Source organism: Mycobacterium asiaticum (assembly GCF_001673635.1).
Taxonomy (GTDB): Bacteria; Actinomycetota; Actinomycetes; order Mycobacteriales; family Mycobacteriaceae; genus Mycobacterium; species Mycobacterium asiaticum_C.
This window is the reverse complement of sequence record NZ_LZMH01000028.1, coordinates 39,952-56,975: the sequence shown is the minus strand read 5'-3', so window position 1 is coordinate 56,975 and position 17,024 is coordinate 39,952. Positions and strand designations below refer to the sequence as shown.

The following is a 17,024-nucleotide window of genomic DNA, read 5'->3' as shown; positions in this document are numbered from 1 at the left end:
ATCATTTCTTCGCGCCTGATATCACGCGCTCAAGTGAGAAAGTGAGAGTTCTTGTTCACCTCGCGATTACACGGCAGAAACGAGACGAAAATAGATTCAATGGAAAGTGTTAACCAATATACGGAAATGAACGGATCCGTGGGGGGCAACTTCACCGCAGGGGCAGCGCTGCCGTCTGAGGCCGGCCGGAATAAGGGGTAATACGCATGGATTACGGGGCGCTACCGCCTGAGATCAACTCGGGGCGCATGTACACCGGCCCGGGCGCCGGCCCGATGTTGACAGCCGCCGTGGCATGGGACGCGCTGGCTGCCGAAATGCATTCCACTGCAGCGGCTTACGCTTCCACCCTGGAGGGGTTGACGTCTGGGTCCTGGCACGGACCCACGGCGATTGCAATGTCGGCTGCGGTCGCACCGTTCGTGTCGTGGATCTCGGCCACCGCCACCCGCGCCGACCAGACGGCCGCGCAAGCCAAGATCGCCGCGGCGGCCTACGAAACCGCCTTTGCCGCAACGGTTCCCCCGCCTGTAATTGCGGCGAACCGGGCGCAGTTGATGGCGCTGATCGCCACGAATTTCCTCGGCCAGAACACGCCGGCTATCGCGGCGACCGAGGCACTGTATGCGGAGATGTGGGCCCAGGATGCCGCCGCGATGTATGCATACGCCGGATCATCGGCAACAGCAACGCAATTGACGCCCTTCACCGAACCTCCCCAGACCACCAACGACGCCGGTGCGGCCGCGCAGGCTGCCGCGGTGTCACAGGCCACCGGTGCAGCCACCGGTGGGGATGTCACCACACAGTTGGGTCAGCTGGTCAGCTCACTGCCGAATGCGCTGCAAGGCCTTGCGTCGACGATTGCGGCGTCACCGACCACCGGGTCGACGTCGTTCCTGCCCGGACTCGCGCTGCCGCAGATCGGTTCGCTGACGCTGCCGCCGGGATTGATGACGGACCTGACGAACTTCAACTCGATCTTCAGCGTTCTTACCGGCCCGTTCTCCGCGCAGGGCTTCACCTCCATCCCAGGTGGGCCGTTCCTGTCATTTGGCCAGGTCTACGCCTACGGCCAGAACGGTCAAGGTCTGCAGGCCTTCTTGACTCCGGCCACACCCATCTCCGGGACGCTGGCGCCGATCGCGCAATCGCTCGCTCCACACCTGAGCAGCGCGACGTCGGTCAGCGGCGCAGCCTCGGGTGCCATGGGCCGCGCGGCCCTGGTCGGAGGTCTGTCTGTGCCGCAAGGCTGGACCACCGCCGCCCCCGCTATCCGCACGGTTGCCCAGACCCTGTCCGCCAATCTGGCGGCGGCAGCGGCTCCGACCGCATCGCTGGGCGAGACCGGCGTTTTCGGCCAGATGGCCCTGTCCAGCCTGGCCGGACGGGCCCTGGGAGCGACAGTGGCGACCTCCGGTGGCAGTGGCGGCGCCGTGGCAAGTTCACTCGGTGGTGTCGTCGCTGAGGCCGACCCCGCCGCGGCCATGATCTTTGTGCTACCCGCACTCGAGGACGAGTGACGGTCATGCGGGTGACGACGAAATTTCACTTCGCACAAGCCATTCAATGCGCACTCCGGGTAGGGGGTAGGTAGAGATGTTTTACGCAGCGTTTCCACCGGAGGTCAATTCGGGTCGGATGTACACCGGCCCGGGAGCAGGCCCATTGCTCGACGCCGCCGCGGCCTGGAATGGCCTGGCGACCGAATTGCAGTCCACCGCAGCGTCATACGGTTCGGTGATCGCGAGCCTGACGAGTGGGCCGTGGGTGGGTCCGTCCTCACTGGCGATGGCGGCGGCCGCGACGCCCTACGTGACGTGGATGAGCGCCACTGCCGCGCAGGCCGCCCAGGCCGCGACACAGGCTACCGCGGCGGCGGCGGCATACGAGGCCGCCTTCGCCGGACACGTGCCGCCAGTCGAGATCGCGGCCAATCGAACGCAATTGGCATCACTGGTGGCAACCAACCTGTTCGGCCAGAACACCGCGGCGATCGCCGCCACCGAGGCCCAGTACAGCGAGATGTGGGCCCAGGATGCGGTGGCGATGGACAGCTATGCCGGTTCTGCGGCGGCGGCAAGTCAGGTGACGCCCTTCGCCGAGCCGCCGCAAATCGTCAACAGCGGCGGACTGGCCAACCAGGCGCTGGCGGCCAGTCAATCCGCCGGCACCGCGGCCGGTAACGCCGTTCAATCGATCCTGGCGGCGGGCAACCCGGTGTCGGAAATGTTGCAGGTGCTCGCCAACTTGAGCAGCGACTACACCGCCACCATTACCGGAATGCTGAACGGTCTGTTCGGGCCGGCCGGGGCGTCGACCTTCACGGCGCTCTACTCGGCAGTCAAAGTCCCACTTGGTTTTACAACCCAGTTCAATGACATCGGGTTGTTGATCAACTTCCCGGTATCCCAGGTGCTCAAGTTCGGGATCAAACCCGGGTCGATCCTTGGTGAGCTTCCCAAAGATGCGCTGGGCGGCGGGCTGCTGGCCCCGAACTGGGGCCGCGGCTGGCTGACCGGGGCCGGGTCGGCGAGCACCTCGGCAAACTTCGGTCGGGGCATGTTGGTCGGATCTCTTACCGTTCCGCCGAGTTGGACCGCCAACACTCCGGCCATCCAGACTGTCGCGGCGGCCTTGTCGGCAGCCGGGCCGGAGGCGGTGCCGGCGGCCGAACTCGGCGCGGGCAGCCTGCTGAGCTCGATGTCACTGGCAGGCATGGCCGGAAGTGCCCTGGGCGCAGGGGCGCCCGGTGCCCTGGCCGGCACCGGCGTGCGGGGCCGTCTCACTCCGGTCAAGGACCTCAAAGACCTCAAGTCGCCCGAGAAGCTCAAGCGGCTGGTCGCGCAGATCTCTGAGAAGCCGGAAAGCGTTCAGCACCACACCGTCGACCAAGAGGGTCTGGACAGCCTGCTCGAACAGCTGGCGAAGAAACCCGGTATCCACGCGGTACACCTGGCGAAGGGCGAGAAGGCCAGGGTCGTGCCGCCGGACGCGCAACTGGGTTTGTAACCCAAAGACCTTGCAGCAGAGCACGAAAGGAGTGTCATGAAACTGCTACTCATGCTGATCGGCGCCGCCGCCGTGATCGGTCTCGCCGCGCCCGCTTACGCCGACCCCGACGACGGACCGGGCGGCGACGACCCGGGTTTCCTCGCAGCCCTGCATGGCGCCGACATCGGTTACAGCAACCCGGCTGCGGCCATCGGCTCGGCCCACGCGGTGTGCACGTGCTTGAGCAACGGCGAGTCCGGTCTGGAACTGGTCAACGACGTAAAGACGCACAACCCGTCGTTCAATATGGACGCCGCAGCGCAGTTCGCGGTCATAGCGGCGAAATATTTCTGCCCGCAACACCTTTCCAAGAGCTGACGTTAGCGGGCGTCAATTAGCGGTCCGGCCGGTGTGCCCGACCGTTTTGTAACGGTGCGGTAAAGCGGTCCTCACACTTTGCTGTAGTGGCGTGTGCCAGCACCGGTTCTGGGTGCTTTTAGACGTTTTATTCGCGTGCCCCCTTCTCGGCCTATTTCATTTCTGGCTAAGCAGTCATCGACCCGAGTAATCAACAGGCAACATCGCCGTGGTAAAGGACACCGGATCATTCAGTTCCGGCAAAAGTCCTGATCAAGGGATGTCGATCTGCCCCTCCGGCTCCGCCAAGCGAATTTTGCGGAGCGCCATTGGGATACCTGGTGAGTTTCATATGAGCTCCGTCAGCAATGCGGACGGATGTGTAAACCGGTGATTACGATGGCGCCCACAAGGGGACCGGAGGGGAGTAGATGGACTTCGGGGCGTTACCTCCAGAGATCAACTCTGGACGGATGTATATGGGGGCTGGCTCCGGACCCATGCTCGCCGCTGCGGCGGCGTGGGACGCCTTGGCAGCGGAACTGCATTCCAGTGCGGCGTCCTACGGCTCGACGGTGCAGGGTTTGACGGTCGGGTCGTGGCACGGGCCGGCCGCGATGGCGATGGCCACCGCGGCAACGCCGTATGTCGCCTGGCTGACCAACACCGCTACGCAGGCCGAACAGGCCGCAATGCAGGCCAAAGCGGCGGCTGCGGCTTATGAGACGGCGTTTGCGGGCACCGTTCCGCCACCTGCGGTCGCGGCCAACCGCGTTCTGCTGCTGGCCCTGATCGCGACCAACATCTTCGGCCAGAACACCCCCGCCATCGCCGCCACCGAGGCGGAGTACGCCGAGATGTGGGCCCAGGACGCCGCGGCGATGTACGGCTACGCCGCCTCCTCGGCGGCGGCCACGGAACTGACGCCGTTCACCGAACCGCCTCAGACCACCGACCCGACGGGTGTGGCCAGACAAACCGCGGCGGTCAGCGAGGCCGTTGGCGCCGCCGAAATGCAGTCGGGCCTGTCCCAGCTGATGACCGCGATTCCTAACGCGTTGCAGACGGTCGGCCCGGCTGCGGCGGCCGCGCCGGCCGCGTCCACCCCGGTCGGCTCGGTGATCGAGGCCATCGCGCCGTACGCCATCGGGATTCGTCCCTTCTTCGCCGCCATCACCGGCGCCTACAGTCCCATCGTCGGGTTCGTGCTGTTCGGGGGCTGGTGGCTGTTCGCCCTGCAGATCTTGGGGCTTTCGCAGAACGCGCCGGGGGTCGCCTCGCTGCTGAGCACCGGCGGCAAGCCTGCGGCCGGGCTGTCGCCGCTGCGGGGCGGGTATGTCGGAGCCGTGGCGCCGAGCAGCGGCGTCGCCGCATCCTTGGGGCACTCGACCCTGGTCGGGTCGCTGTCGGTGCCACAGGGCTGGGTGACCGCCGCTCCGGTGATGAGGACTATGGCGTCGATGCTGCCCGGGGTGAGCGCCGGCGCTGTCCCGGCGGTCCCCGCGGCGGCCGAGGGCGGCTTGTTCGGCGAGATGGCGATGGCGAGCCTGGCCGGACGCGCGCTGGCCGGCGCCAGCATCCGCACCACCAGCAGCGGGGCGGCCGCCACCAGTGGTGGCGCCGCCGCTGCCGACGAAGCAGCCACCACGGCGACCATCATCGTGATACCGGCGGACTGACCGATGACGTCAGCACAGGGAAGGCGCGGCCGATGAGTTTCGCGGTACGACCGCCGGAGATCATCTCCTGGCAGATCTATACCGGACCGGGCGCGGCGCCGATGATCGCGGCGGCCACGGCCTGGGACGCGTTGGCCACCGAACTGCAGTCGACCGCGGCCTCGTATGGCCTGGTCGTCGACGGATTGGCCAACGAATCGTGGACCGGCCCATCAGCAGCGGCGATGGCCGCGGCCGCCGCCCCGTACGTGTCCTGGATGGCCGCGACCGCGGCGCAGGCCAAGGCAGCTGCCGACCAGGCGAAGGCGGCGGTGAGTGCCTATGAGGCGGTTTTCGCCGCCGTCGTACCGCCGGCGGAGATCGCGATCAACCGAAGCCAGCTGGCCTTGCTGGTGGCAACCAACATTTTCGGGCAGAACACCGCTGCGATCGCCGCCCTCGAGGCCCAGTACGCGGAAATGTGGGCCCAGGACACGTCGGCGATGTTCACCTACACGAGCGCATCGGCGGCCGCCGCCCGGCTGACGCCGTACACAGACCCACCGCAGATCGCGGACCCGGCCGGCCTCGCCGGTCAGCAGGCAGCGCTCGGACAGGCCAGCGCCCTGGCCGCCGGCACGGCCGCGGCAACGGCCGCGCCGACCGCGGCGCCGATCTTCCCGTTCGACATCGTCCTGCAGGTCTTCGAGGCGCTCGGCAGCGGCGGCACCGCCTACATGCAAGCCATGGGCCAGCTCCTCAATGCCCTGACCGGAACCCCTCTGGCCGCCCCGACGTGGGAGAACACCTTCGGGATCTTCGCCGACATCGGCCGGTTCAGCACCGTGGCGAACGACACCATGAGCATCCCCAACCTCGCCATGACCGAGTTCAAGCTCTTCTGGAAGCCCCCACTCGAGGAGATCCCGAAATCAGCGTTGGGGGCGGGGCTGGGAATGGCGCCATCGGCCGGCTTGACCAGCGCGGGATCGGCGACTTCGGCAAGCGTCGGCGCGGCCAATGTGGTGGGCAAGCTCTCGGTGCCGCCGAGCTGGGCCTCGGCGACGCCGGCGATCCGGATGGCCTCCGGCGCGCTGTCCGCCACCAGTCTGTCCGCCGCCCCTTCAGCGGCCATCCCGAGCAACCTGGTCAACGAGATGGCGTTGGGCGCCGCGACCGGCGGTGCGCTCGGCGCCGTCGGCCCCCAGGTGCTCAGCGGCAGTGGCGCCCGCGCCCGCGCCAACGGCGGAAAAGGACCGGTCGAGCCGGTCAAGCTGGACAGCGTCATCGCGAAGCTGCAAAAAGAACCCGATTCGGTCAAGCACTGGAACGTGGACAAGGAAGGCCTGGACGCGCTGCTCGACAAGTTGTCCAAGGAACCGGGCATTCACGCGGTGCACGTATCGAACAAGGACAAGCACAAGGTGACTTTGCCCGACGCGCAACTGGGCGGGAAATGAGACTGCGGTCAGCTCTGCTTGCCGTCGCCGCGCTGGTCGCTTTCGCGGCACCCGCGCAGGCGGATCCCACCGGCGATGACGCGGCGTTCCTCGCCGCGCTGGCCAATGCCGGCATCTCGGTCCCTAATCCGGCGCAAGCCATCGCCTCCGCCCAGGCGGTGTGCGGATTGATGCGCAACGGTGAGACCGGCCTGCAGGTGCTGACCGACGTGAAGAAGCAAAACCCCGCGCTGACGCTGGACGGCGCTGCCCTGTTCACCGCCATCGCGTCGAACAGCTATTGCCCCGAGCATCTGGGACAACCCGAGGGCGGATACTTCTAGCGGAATCCCTGGTTCGCCTGGGCTCCACCTGGTGTTCACCCGGATCTGATTGGCTGCCGTAGCCGTTCCGCCGATGAGAGGGTCGAAGAGAGGGGGAAGCCCGGTGCAGTCACTGACCGTCGCCGATTTCGCGCTCCGGTTGGGCGTTGGCGTAGGTTGTGGCGCGCTGATCGGGATCGAGCGGCAATGGCGGGCGCGGATGGCCGGCCTGCGCACCAACGCGCTGGTGGCCACCGGTGCCACCCTGTTCGTTCTCTACGCCGCCGCCACCGAAGACAGCAGCCCCACCCGGGTCGCCTCCTACGTCGTGTCGGGCATCGGATTCCTCGGCGGCGGGGTAATCCTGCGCGAAGGCTTCAACGTCCGCGGCCTCAACACCGCCGCCACGTTGTGGTGCTCCGCCGCGGTCGGGGTGCTCGCCGCGTCCGGGCACCTGGTGTTCACGCTGATCGGCACCGCGACCGTCGTCGCCATCCATCTGCTGGGCCGCCCACTGGGCCGGTTCATCGACCACGACAACTCCGGCGACGAGGACGAGAGCCTGGACCCCTACCAGGTGCAGGTGATCTGCCGGCCCAAGTCCGCCAAGTACGCCCGCGCCCAGATTGTGCAACACACCCGCAGCAACGACATCATCCTGCGCGGTATCCACACCGGGCACACCGAGGACAACGTCGCGCTCACCGCCCACGTGCTGATCGACGGGCATTCGCCGGCTCGGCTGGAACGCCTGGTGGCCGAATTGTCGTTGCAACCGGGGATTTACGCCGTGCACTGGTACGCCGGCGAGCCGAGCAGCCCGATCCTGCCCGCCGCTCCGGCCGATTAGGGTCGCGCCTGCAACTCCGGCGCGGCCGCGGCCAGCAGGTCCTCGCGACTGCCCGAGAACGGCGGGTATATCCGCCGGGTGTTGATCGTCTGCTTGGTCGCCTTGGCTTGAGCGCCTTGGGTCACCACCACCCGATCCCACCCTTCGGTGTAGACCGCGCCCGCCGGGCCGAGATCGAGAACCGTTACATACCAAGGGATTCGAAGAGCCAGCAGCGGCTCCGAAAACAATTCGCTGATCACATTGTAACCCGCATACCGGCCCATCGGTCGCCCGTGCTGGCACGACATGACCGACACGTGCTCGTCGTCCATGCGGGCCGCGGCCACATCCCCGGCGGCGAACACCAACGGCACTCCGATCACTCGCAGGTAGTCGTCGACCGCAACCCGGCCCCATCTGTCGCGAGCAACCGGTAGTTGCTCGGTCAGCACGTTGGCCCGCATGCCGGCACACCACACCAGCGTGGCGGCCCCGAGTTGCTCGCCCGAGGACAGCGACACCCATTCGTGGCTCACCGCCGTCACACTCACTCCGGTTCTGACTTCAATGCCGTTGTCCGCCAATGCCTTTTCGATCACCGGCCGCGCCGAGGCACCCATGTCCGAGCCGACCAGTCGGTTGTGGTCGACGAGCACCACCCGGGGTGCGAGGCCGAGTTCGCGCAGCCGGGTCGGGAGCTCACTGGCGGCTTCGATCCCTGTCAGCCCCGCCCCGACCACGACAACGGTGGCCGCCGCGCCGCTCGGTGGTCCCTCGGCCAGCCGCCGGAGGTGCTGCTGCAACCGCATTGCGCCGTCGTAGGTGTCGACGTCGAAACCGAACTCCCGCAGCCCCGGCAGGTCCGGTTTGCACACGCTGCTGCCGGCCGCCAGCACCAGCCGGTCGTACCCGAAACTCTGCCCGGTCGACGTGGTGAGGGTGCGGGCCTCGACATCGATACCCACCACGTCGGCGCTGACATGCCGGACACCGACGGGATCGAGCACATCGGCGAGTGGGATCCGGCACTCGCTCAGATCGGCCTCGTAGTTTCGGACCCGGATGTCGTGGAACGGTTTTGGGCTCAGCACCGTGATCTCGACCTCTGCCGCAACGGCGAGCTCGTCGACCCGGCGCGCGGCACCCAACGCGGCCCACAGCCCCGCGAACCCCGAGCCGATCACCACCACGCGCTTCACCCGGACAGCACCTGGCGGATCTGCTCCAGCGTCACCTTGGCCTTGTGGCCGGGCAGCAACATCCAGGTGTGCATGCCGCCTTCGAGCTCGTACCACCCGATCTCGACGCCTTCGTCCGTCGCGCGCTTGTGGAAGGCGCGGGCGTCGGGGTTGAGCACGTCGTGGGTGCCGGTGAACACCGTCAACCGCGGCAATCCGTCCAGCGGTCCCATGCACGGGCTGAGCAGTGGAGTATCGAGCGGATCGCCGCCGGCGTAGCGCAAACCGGCGGCGCGCAGATCGTCGAGGTTGAGGAACGGGTCTTTCTTGGCCACCGTCCGCACGTCGGGATCCGGCAACCCGAGATGCATCCACGGCGAAAGCAGCACCGCGTCCGTCGGCTGCGGCAAGCCGGCGTCGCGCACCGCGTGGCACAGCGCGAAAGCCATCCCGCCACCCGCCGAATCTCCCATGAAGGCAAGGGAATTAGGGTCACGCTCGTCGAGGAGGCGGCGGTACAGCTGGAGCAGGAAGGGGAACACCTCGCGGTAGGTGTGCTCGGGCGCGATCGGATAGATCGGCACCGTGATAGTGCGGTGCAGCAGGGTCGCCAGTTTCGCGATGGCCGGCCAATGAAAATGCGGCAGCAGATCCAGCACGTACGCGCCGCCGTGCAGATAGACCAGGTGGCCGGACAAGTCGGCCCGCGGCACGTGGCGGGGAGTCACCTGATAGACCGGCCGGCCGTTGACGTCCTCCCGGACGACATCGATCTTCTTCAGCAGGTGCTTGGACGGGCGCCCACAGTAAGGCGGGCGGGGATTGGCCTCCCAACTCGCCAGCTTCGCAGGTGGGAACAACCGATTGCGGACGCCGGAGGCGCGCAGCAGCCGCTGCGTCACGTGGGGCCGGTGCACCGGGCGTTTCATTGGTCTCACCAGGTTAGGCTGTGTGCTGTGAGCAGTGTGTCAGGCTTCTTCTCGGCGCTGCCGGCCCAGATGCGGGATCCGGTGTTCTTTGCCATCCCCTTCTTCCTTTTCTTGTTGACCCTGGAGTGGACGGCTGCCCGCAAGCTGGAGAAGTTCGATGCCGCCGCGGCGACCGACGATTCGGCTACGCCCCAGCCGTCATCGGGTGCGTACCTCACCCGCGATTCCATGGCGAGCATTTCGATGGGTCTGGTCTCGATTGCCACCACGGCCGCTTGGAAGGCCCTTGCGTTGTTCGGGTATGCCGCAATCTATGCCTACCTGGCTCCGTGGCACCTCCCTGCGACCAAGTGGTACACCTGGGTCGTCGCGATCCTCGGTGTAGACCTGCTCTACTACACCTACCACCGCGTCGCCCACCGTATCCGGCTCATCTGGGCTACCCACCAGGCTCATCACTCAAGCCAGTACTTCAATTTCGCCACCGCGCTGCGCCAGAAGTGGAACAACAGCGGGGAGATCCTGATGTGGATCCCGTTGCCGCTGTTGGGACTTCCCCCATGGCTGGTGTTCTTCAGCTGGTCGCTGAATCTGATCTATCAGTTCTGGGTGCACACCGAGCGCATCGACAAGTTGCCACGGTGGTTCGAGTTCATCTTCAACACCCCGTCGCATCACCGCGTCCACCACGGCAGGGACCAGCTGTACCTGGACAAGAACTACGGCGGCATCTTCATCCTCTGGGACCGGATGTTCGGCAGCTTCCAGAAGGAACTGTTCCGGCCGCACTACGGGCTGACCAAGCAGGTCGACACGTTCAACATCTGGAAACTGCAGACCCACGAGTACCTGGCCATCGCCCGGGATTGGCGCTCCGCGCGCCGGTTCCGCGACCGGCTCGGCTACGTTTTCGGCCCGCCGGGCTGGGCGCCGCGCACGTCCGACCAGGTCGACGGCACCACCCCGCTGGTCACGTCTCGGTAACGCTTCGGCAGCCGGCGGCGAAAGCTCTAATGTCGAAGTGATAACGCCGTAACCGACGGGAGCCACCGTGAGCCGCCTGGCACTGCGCACTTTTCTTGCACCTGCACTACTCGCGGCGTCGGCGTTGGGCCTGACGCCGGCGACCGGTCACGCCGACCCGGTGGCCGTCTACCCCGGGATGGAGATCCACCAGGACAACCATGTCTGCACGCTGGGCTTCGTCGACACCCGCTCGCGCGTCGCGGTGACGGCAGGGCACTGCCGCGGTAGTGGGCTGGTTTATGACAAGGACAACAACGTCATCGGGCGCATGACCACCTTCCGGGACAACACACCCACCGGGTCGACCGTGGCGACCGACCAGGTCATCGCCGACTACGAGGCAATCGCCCTGGCCGAAGGCGTCGCCGCGAGCGACATCCTGCCGGGCGGACGCGCGCTGCGCGCCGGCGGCGGTGCGCCCACGGCCGGGCAGCCGGTGTGCCACTTCGGCATCACCACGGGCGAGACCTGCGGCACGATCGAGAGCGTCAACAACGGCTGGTTCACGATGACCAACGGCGTTCAGACGTCGCAGGGCGACTCCGGGGGACCGGTGTTCTCGCCGTCGAGCGGTCAACTCGTCGGGATCTTCAACAGTGTCTGGGGGACGCTGCCGGCCGCCGTGTCCTGGCAGGCCACCTCGCAGCAGATGCGCGAGGACGGGGGAGTGAACCCCAGCTAGGCGGCCCCCAGCGCAAACACCGGTATCCGGTCGGACGCGGCCCGCAGTTCGTCGTCGCCGGACTCCGGTGTCAGTTCGCCGACGAACCCCTTGACCTGCCAGTACCACCGAGCCAGGTAAAGCCGCAGGATCTCGGGCTTGGCGTCGTCGCCGACCTCGTGGATGGTGGCGTGCCGGCGCCGCCAGCGGGGGCCGGTGTCGACGACGCCCGCCGCGCGAACGTTGCGCACCCACTGGGTATTGCCGCGCGGTGAGACGACGTAGTCCACGCCGTCCACGGTCAGCAGGTTGATGACCACGCTGCGTTGTTTCCCGCTGGTGCGTCCGCGGACCCGCAACGCGCTGGTGCCGGCGATGCTGATCCCGGACTCGGCGAGCCAGCGGACGACGGTGTTGGCCGCCCGCATGGCCCGGTTCGGTTCCTGATAGTGCGTGGTCATGCCGCCTCCCGTGGAGATTAAGAGAGCACCGCTCTCGCTTGCCAATACCGTGTCACAACCGTGACCTAAAAGCAAGAGCGGTGATCTCTGAACTGCAAGACTCCACCGTGTGGGCAAACGCCAGGAATCGCGGGAGCAGATCGAAGCGAAGATCGTCGAACTCGGGCGCCGCCACCTCGTGGATCACGGCGCGGCCGGGCTGTCGCTGCGCGCGATAGCGCGGGACCTGGGCATGGTCTCGTCGGCCGTCTACCGCTACGTGGCCAGTCGTGACGAGTTGTTGACGCTGCTGCTCGTCGACGCCTATTCCGACCTGGCCGACGCGGTGCAGCGCGCCCGCGACAATGCCGCCACGGATTCGTGGAGCGAAGACGTTCTGACCATCACGCACGCTGTGCGGGAGTGGGCGGTGGCGCACCCGGCCGGGTGGGCGCTGCTCTACGGCAGTCCGGTTCCTGGGTACCACGCTCCCGCGGAACGCACCGTCGGCGTTGGCACCCGCGTGGTCGCGGATTTGTTCGACGCTCTGGCGGCGGGGATCACCACCGGGGAGATCATGCTGACCAGCGACGCGGCGCCCCAACCAATGGCGTCGGATTTCGAGCGAATTCGGCACGATTTCGGTTTCCCCGGTGACGACCGGGTGATGGCTAAGTGCTTCCTGCTCTGGGCGGGTGTGCTGGGCGCGATCAGCCTCGAGGTGTTTGGGCAGTACGGCGCGGACACTTTGACCGACCCGCGCAGCGTCTTCGATACCCAGGTGCGTTTGCTGATCGGCATGCTCGAGTCGAATTAGAACGTGTTCACCCGCTCGGTACGGCCCGGACTGCGGCCGCCATGGCAAATTTTCAGACGGCCCTTTCTGCCCGCCGCCGCACTGGGATATCCTGCGAGGCGATGAACCTGCTCGTTCAATCACCCATCCAGATTGCGTGGGTGACAACGGACCTCGAGGCCACCGAAACCGCTCTCACCGGGCTTTTAGGCGTCCGCAAGTGGATACGGATGCCGGAGGTGCATTTCGCGCCCGATAGCTGCACCTATCGCGGACGGCCCGCGGATTTCGTCGCCGGTGTCTCGCTGAGCTATCTCGGCGACATGCAGCTGGAGCTGCTCGCGCCGGTTCGCGGGGAGAACATCTATAGTGACTTTCTCCGCGACCACGGACCGGGTTTGCACCACATCTGCGTGGAGGCCGAAAGCCCGGACCGGTTCGATGCCGCGGTTGCCGATGCCGCCGCCCACGGTGCGAATGTGGTGCAAGAAGGCACCATGCCCGGCGGGCTGCGATTCGCCTACGTCGCGGCGCCGCAGTCGGGTGTGCCGTTTCTCGAGATCGCCTATTTGTCACCCGAGATCAAAGCGTTTTACGACTACATCAAACAGGAGCAGCGGTGAGCACCGACATCCCAGCGACAGTCCAGGCCGACACGGTGGAGTCCTGGTCGGATGAAGTCGACGTGCTGGTGATCGGTTTCGGGATCGCCGGTGGATGCGCTGCGGTTTCGGCTGCGGCGGCCGGTGCCCGGGTCCTGGTGGCCGAACGTGCCGCCGCGGCGGGGGGCACCACCTCGATGGCTGGCGGCCACTTCTACTTGGGCGGCGGGACGGCGGTGCAGGCGGCGACCGGTCATCCCGATTCACCCGACGAGATGTTCAAGTACCTGGTCGCGGTGTCCCGTGAGCCCGAACTCGACAAGATCCGTGCGTACTGCGACGGCAGCGTTGAGCATTTCAATTGGCTTGAGGCCCTTGGCTTTCAGTTTGAGCGCAGCTTCTACCCGGGCAAAGTGGTGGTCCCTCCGGGCACCGAGGGCCTGAGCTATACCGGCAATGAGAAGGTGTGGCCCTACTGTGAGCAGGCCGTGCCGGCGCCCCGCGGTCATTCCGTGCCGGTGCCCGGCGAATTGGGCGGCGCCGCAATGGTGGTCGACCTGCTGGTGAAGCGCGCCGCCGAGCTCGGTGTGGAAATTCGCTACGAGACCGGGGCGACGAACCTGATCGTGGCGGACGGCGCCGTGGTCGGCGTCGCGTGGAAGCACTTCGGTGAGACCGGCGCGATCAAGGCCAAATCGGTGATCATCGCCGCGGGCGGGTTCGCGATGAATCCCGACATGGTGTCCGAGCACACGCCCGCGTTGGGCCAGCCGCGGCGCACCAAACACCACGGCCTGGTAGCGCCCTACATCCTGGGCAACCCGAACGACGACGGGCTGGGCATCCGGATGGGCATCTCGGCCGGCGGGGCCACCAAGAACATGAACGAATTGTTCATCACCGCGGCCGCCTATCCGCCGGAGATTCTCTTGACCGGGGTGATCGTCAACAAGGACGGCAAGCGGTTCGTCGCCGAAGACTCCTATCATTCCCGGACCTCGGCCTTCGTGCTCGAACAGCCGGAGCAGACGGCCTATCTGATCGTCGACGAAGAGCACATGCAGATGCCCGAGATGCCGCTGATCAAGTTTCTCGATGGGTACGAGACCATCGTTGAATTGGAAGCCGCGCTGGGCATTCCGGCCGGGAACGTCGCCGCCACGCTGGACCGCTACAACGAGTATGCCGTCAAGGGCGAGGATCCGGACTTCCATAAGCAGCCGGAATATGTTGCCCCGCAAAACAAAGGACCGTGGGCGGTGTTCGATCTGTCGCTCGGCCGGGCGATGTACTCCGGATTCACCATCGGCGGCTTGGCGGTGTCAGTGGACGGCGAAGTGCTGCGCGAGGACGGTTCGGTGGTGCCGGGCCTGTACGCCGCCGGGGCGTGCGCATCCAACATCGCCCAGGACGGCAAGGGGTACGCCAGCGGGACGCAGCTGGGCGAGGGGTCGTTCTTCGGGCGCCGCGCCGGAACGCACGCGGCCGCGGCCGCGGGCGGGTAGGCGCGGAAAAACCAGCACAGCGCCGGAACGCACGCGGCCGCGGCGGCGGGCGAGTAGGCGCGGAAAAACCAGCACAGCGCCGGAACGCACGCGGCCGCGGCCGCGGGGGGGTAGGCGCGGAAAAACCAGCACAGCGCCGGAACGCACGCGGCCGCGGCCGCGGGGGGGTAGGCGCGGAAAAACAAGCACAGCGCCGGAACGCACGCGGCCGCGGCCGCGGGCGGGTAGGCGCGGAAACAATTAGCTGTCTTTCACCAGACGCGGACGCGGTCCTCTGGTTTGAGGAACAGCGAGTCTCCAGGCTGCACGTTGAACGCGGTATACCACTCGTCCATGTTGCGAACGATCCCATTCACCCGGAACTTCGCCGGGCTGTGCACGTCGGTCAGCAGTTGGTTGCGCTCGGTTTCGGGCCGGCAGATCTCTTTCCAGCTCGCCGCGAAAGCGAGGAAGAACCGCTGGTCTCCGCTGAGGCCATCGATGACAGGCGCTTCTTTGCCGCCGAGAGAGAGCTTGTAGGCGTCATAAGCGATGCGCAATCCCGCGAGATCGGCGATGTTCTCCCCGAGTGTCACCGCTCCATTGATGCGATTGCCCGGTAACGGCTCGTAACCGTTGAACTGGGCGACAAGCTTGTCCGCCTCGCGGGTGTAGCGGTCGGCGTCGGTCGGTGTCCACCAATCGCGCTGTAGCCCGGTGCCGTCGCTCTTGCGGCCCTGGTCGTCGAATGCGTGGCTCATCTCATGACCGATGGTGGCCCCGATCGCGCCGTAGTTCACCGCGGGATCGGCTGCGGGATCGAAGTTCGGCGGTTGCAGGATCGCCGCGGGAAAGACGATGTCGTTCAGTCGCGGAGAGTAGTAGGCGTTGTTGGTCTGCGGCGTCATGCTCCACTCGCCGCGGTCGATGGGCTTGCCCAACTTGCTGCGGTCGTCGTTCCATGACCACATCGCCAGGGCGTCGTCGTTGGCGACCAGTTCGCCCGCCGCGATCTTGACCGTCGCATACGACTTCCATTTGTCGGGGTAACCGATCTTGGCCACCAGCGCGGCGAGCTTGGCCTGAGCTTCTTTCTTCGTCTCAGGTGTCATCCAGCTGGCGGCGTCGATGCGCTTGCTGTATGCGGCGCGCAAATTCTCGACAAGTGCCCGCGCCTTGTCCCGGGTCTGCTGACTGAAGTGGGCGTCGACATACAACTGTCCGACCGGGTCGCCGAGCCCGTTACTTACCCGAGACACCCCGCGCTCCGCCCGTGGCGCGCGCTCCTTGGCACCGCCCAGCGTTCGCCCGTAGAAGTCGAACAGCTCATCGGCGAACGGGGTCGAAAGATCGCCGCCGTAGGCGGAGAGCACTTGGTAACGCATGTACGCCTTCCACGAGTCCAGCGGCTCGTTCGCGAAAAGCGCTGCGGTGCGGCTCAATACGTTGGGCATGCCGACCTGGAAGTCGGTCTCCGCCGGCAACTTCAGCTCGTCGAATATCTCATGCAACGGTGCGCCCTGTCCAAGTTGCTCGACTGCGGCTCGCGGCATGATGTTGTTCGTCTTGACGACGTCGCGCTCCTCCTCCCGCGGCACCTGCACCTCTGCCAGCTTGGTTTCCAGAGCCAGCAATTGTTCGGCCTGGTGCTGCGAATCCGCAAAACCCGCGAGACCGAGCAACCGGGCGGCATGCGCGACGAATTTGGTGCGTAGCTCCACGGATTCGGGATCGGTTTCGACGTAGTAGTCGCGCTCACCGAGCGAGAGACCACCCTGCCAGATGACCGGCAAGTAGCGCGTCGGGTTGTTCGGGTCCATGGCCACCGACACCGGGAATGGGTCGCTTACCCGAGTCCTGCCGTTGAACGACACCAGAACCGCATTGAGGCCCGCCCTGTCGTTGGCAGCGTCGACCGACGCCAGCAGCGGCCGCACGGGCTCGGCGCCTTTCCTGTTCAACCGCGCCTCGTCCATGTAGGACGCGAACAGGTCGCCAATTTGCTGCGAGATGTCGCCCTCGGGTGCGTGTTTGGCGGCAGCACTCTCGACTATGGCCTTCAGGTCTGCGTTGAGCTGGTTCTGGATGTCGAGATTGACACCCGCGCACACCTTGTCGGCCGGGATCTTCGCGTTCTTCACCCACGTGCCGACGGCGTATGCGAAAAAATCGTTACCGGGCCGGACCGACGTGTCCATCGCGGTCAGGTCGACGCCCCAAGCGCCAATTTTGGGTTTCGCGCTGGGTTCGGCCGAGCGGCCACAACCGACGAGCACCAGAGCAGTAGCCAGTAGCACTGCCACCG

Annotated in this window: 16 protein-coding genes and 1 pseudogene; 13 read left to right on the top strand and 4 right to left on the bottom strand. The window is 66.4% G+C overall.

Annotated elements, in window-relative coordinates:
- Positions 1-206: 206 nt before the first annotated feature.
- From A5645_RS29410 to A5645_RS07170, 8 genes and pseudogenes are all read left to right on the top strand, one after another.
- A pseudogene (locus tag A5645_RS29410) lies at positions 207-641 on the top strand (PPE family protein); the annotation flags it as partial.
- Between the two features lie 312 nt (positions 642-953).
- Positions 954-1,523 carry a PE/PPE C-terminal domain-containing protein gene (locus A5645_RS29405; RefSeq protein WP_414467418.1) on the top strand — a complete coding sequence of 190 codons (570 nt, stop codon included), beginning with the start codon at positions 954-956 and terminating at the stop codon, positions 1,521-1,523.
- A gap of 76 nt (positions 1,524-1,599) precedes the next feature.
- Positions 1,600-3,012, top strand: a complete 1,413-nt coding sequence (locus A5645_RS07195; protein ID WP_065129042.1) for a PPE family protein — start codon at positions 1,600-1,602, stop codon at positions 3,010-3,012.
- 36 nt (positions 3,013-3,048) lie between these two features.
- A complete protein-coding gene (locus A5645_RS07190) occupies positions 3,049-3,372 on the top strand; it encodes a DUF732 domain-containing protein (protein WP_065129041.1) in 324 nt (107 codons plus the stop codon).
- Positions 3,373-3,782: 410 nt separating this feature from the next.
- The gene (locus A5645_RS07185) at positions 3,783-5,030 is read left to right on the top strand and encodes a PPE family protein (protein ID WP_065129040.1); all 1,248 of its coding nucleotides are present in this window, start codon (positions 3,783-3,785) and stop codon (positions 5,028-5,030) included.
- 32 nt (positions 5,031-5,062) lie between these two features.
- Entirely contained in the window at positions 5,063-6,469 is a 1,407-nt protein-coding gene (locus A5645_RS07180) for a PPE family protein (RefSeq protein ID WP_065129039.1), read from the top strand.
- A complete protein-coding gene (locus A5645_RS07175; protein ID WP_065129038.1) occupies positions 6,466-6,792 on the top strand; it encodes a DUF732 domain-containing protein in 327 nt (108 codons plus the stop codon). The genes A5645_RS07180 and A5645_RS07175 overlap by 4 nt, the downstream gene beginning before the upstream one ends.
- Before the next feature lie 103 nt (positions 6,793-6,895).
- Positions 6,896-7,621: an MgtC/SapB family protein gene (locus tag A5645_RS07170; RefSeq protein ID WP_065129037.1), complete on the top strand. Its 726-nt coding sequence runs from the start codon at positions 6,896-6,898 to the stop codon at positions 7,619-7,621.
- Here A5645_RS07170 and A5645_RS07165 read toward each other — a convergent pair.
- Together A5645_RS07165 and A5645_RS26925 are read right to left on the bottom strand one after the other, a co-directional pair.
- On the bottom strand, positions 7,618-8,802 hold the full coding sequence (locus A5645_RS07165; RefSeq protein WP_065129036.1) for an NAD(P)/FAD-dependent oxidoreductase: 1,185 nt from the start codon (positions 8,800-8,802) through the stop codon (positions 7,618-7,620). The two genes, A5645_RS07170 and A5645_RS07165, sit on opposite strands and share 4 nt — an antisense overlap.
- Positions 8,799-9,710, bottom strand: a complete 912-nt coding sequence (locus A5645_RS26925; RefSeq protein WP_081288207.1) for an alpha/beta hydrolase fold domain-containing protein — start codon at positions 9,708-9,710, stop codon at positions 8,799-8,801. Before A5645_RS26925 ends, A5645_RS07165 begins: the two co-directional genes overlap by 4 nt.
- A gap of 27 nt (positions 9,711-9,737) precedes the next feature.
- Here A5645_RS26925 and A5645_RS07155 point away from each other — a divergent pair, with 27 nt between their 5' ends.
- Together A5645_RS07155 and A5645_RS07150 are read left to right on the top strand one after the other, a co-directional pair.
- Positions 9,738-10,694 carry a sterol desaturase family protein gene (locus A5645_RS07155; RefSeq protein ID WP_065129035.1) on the top strand — a complete coding sequence of 319 codons (957 nt, stop codon included), beginning with the start codon at positions 9,738-9,740 and terminating at the stop codon, positions 10,692-10,694.
- A gap of 67 nt (positions 10,695-10,761) precedes the next feature.
- A complete protein-coding gene (locus tag A5645_RS07150) occupies positions 10,762-11,418 on the top strand; it encodes an Rv1815 family serine proteinase (protein ID WP_065129034.1) in 657 nt (218 codons plus the stop codon).
- Here the strand turns inward: A5645_RS07150 and A5645_RS07145 are convergent.
- The gene (locus A5645_RS07145) at positions 11,415-11,858 is read right to left on the bottom strand and encodes a nitroreductase/quinone reductase family protein (protein WP_065129033.1); all 444 of its coding nucleotides are present in this window, start codon (positions 11,856-11,858) and stop codon (positions 11,415-11,417) included. The genes A5645_RS07150 and A5645_RS07145 overlap by 4 nt on opposite strands.
- A 109-nt stretch (positions 11,859-11,967) precedes the next feature.
- Between A5645_RS07145 and A5645_RS07140 the strand changes: the two genes are divergently transcribed.
- The 3 genes from A5645_RS07140 to A5645_RS07130 all read left to right on the top strand — a co-directional run bounded on the left by A5645_RS07140 (position 11,968) and on the right by A5645_RS07130 (position 14,740).
- A complete protein-coding gene (locus A5645_RS07140; protein WP_065129032.1) occupies positions 11,968-12,654 on the top strand; it encodes a TetR/AcrR family transcriptional regulator in 687 nt (228 codons plus the stop codon).
- Positions 12,655-12,755: 101 nt separating this feature from the next.
- The gene (locus A5645_RS07135) at positions 12,756-13,256 is read left to right on the top strand and encodes a VOC family protein (protein ID WP_065129031.1); all 501 of its coding nucleotides are present in this window, start codon (positions 12,756-12,758) and stop codon (positions 13,254-13,256) included.
- Positions 13,253-14,740, top strand: coding sequence for an FAD-binding protein (locus A5645_RS07130; RefSeq protein ID WP_065129030.1), 1,488 nt, complete (start codon positions 13,253-13,255; stop codon positions 14,738-14,740). Before A5645_RS07135 ends, A5645_RS07130 begins: the two co-directional genes overlap by 4 nt.
- A gap of 251 nt (positions 14,741-14,991) precedes the next feature.
- Here the strand turns inward: A5645_RS07130 and A5645_RS07125 are convergent, their stop codons facing one another.
- A complete protein-coding gene (locus A5645_RS07125; protein WP_155767887.1) occupies positions 14,992-17,022 on the bottom strand; it encodes a M13 family metallopeptidase in 2,031 nt (676 codons plus the stop codon).
- Positions 17,023-17,024 lie beyond the last annotated feature (2 nt).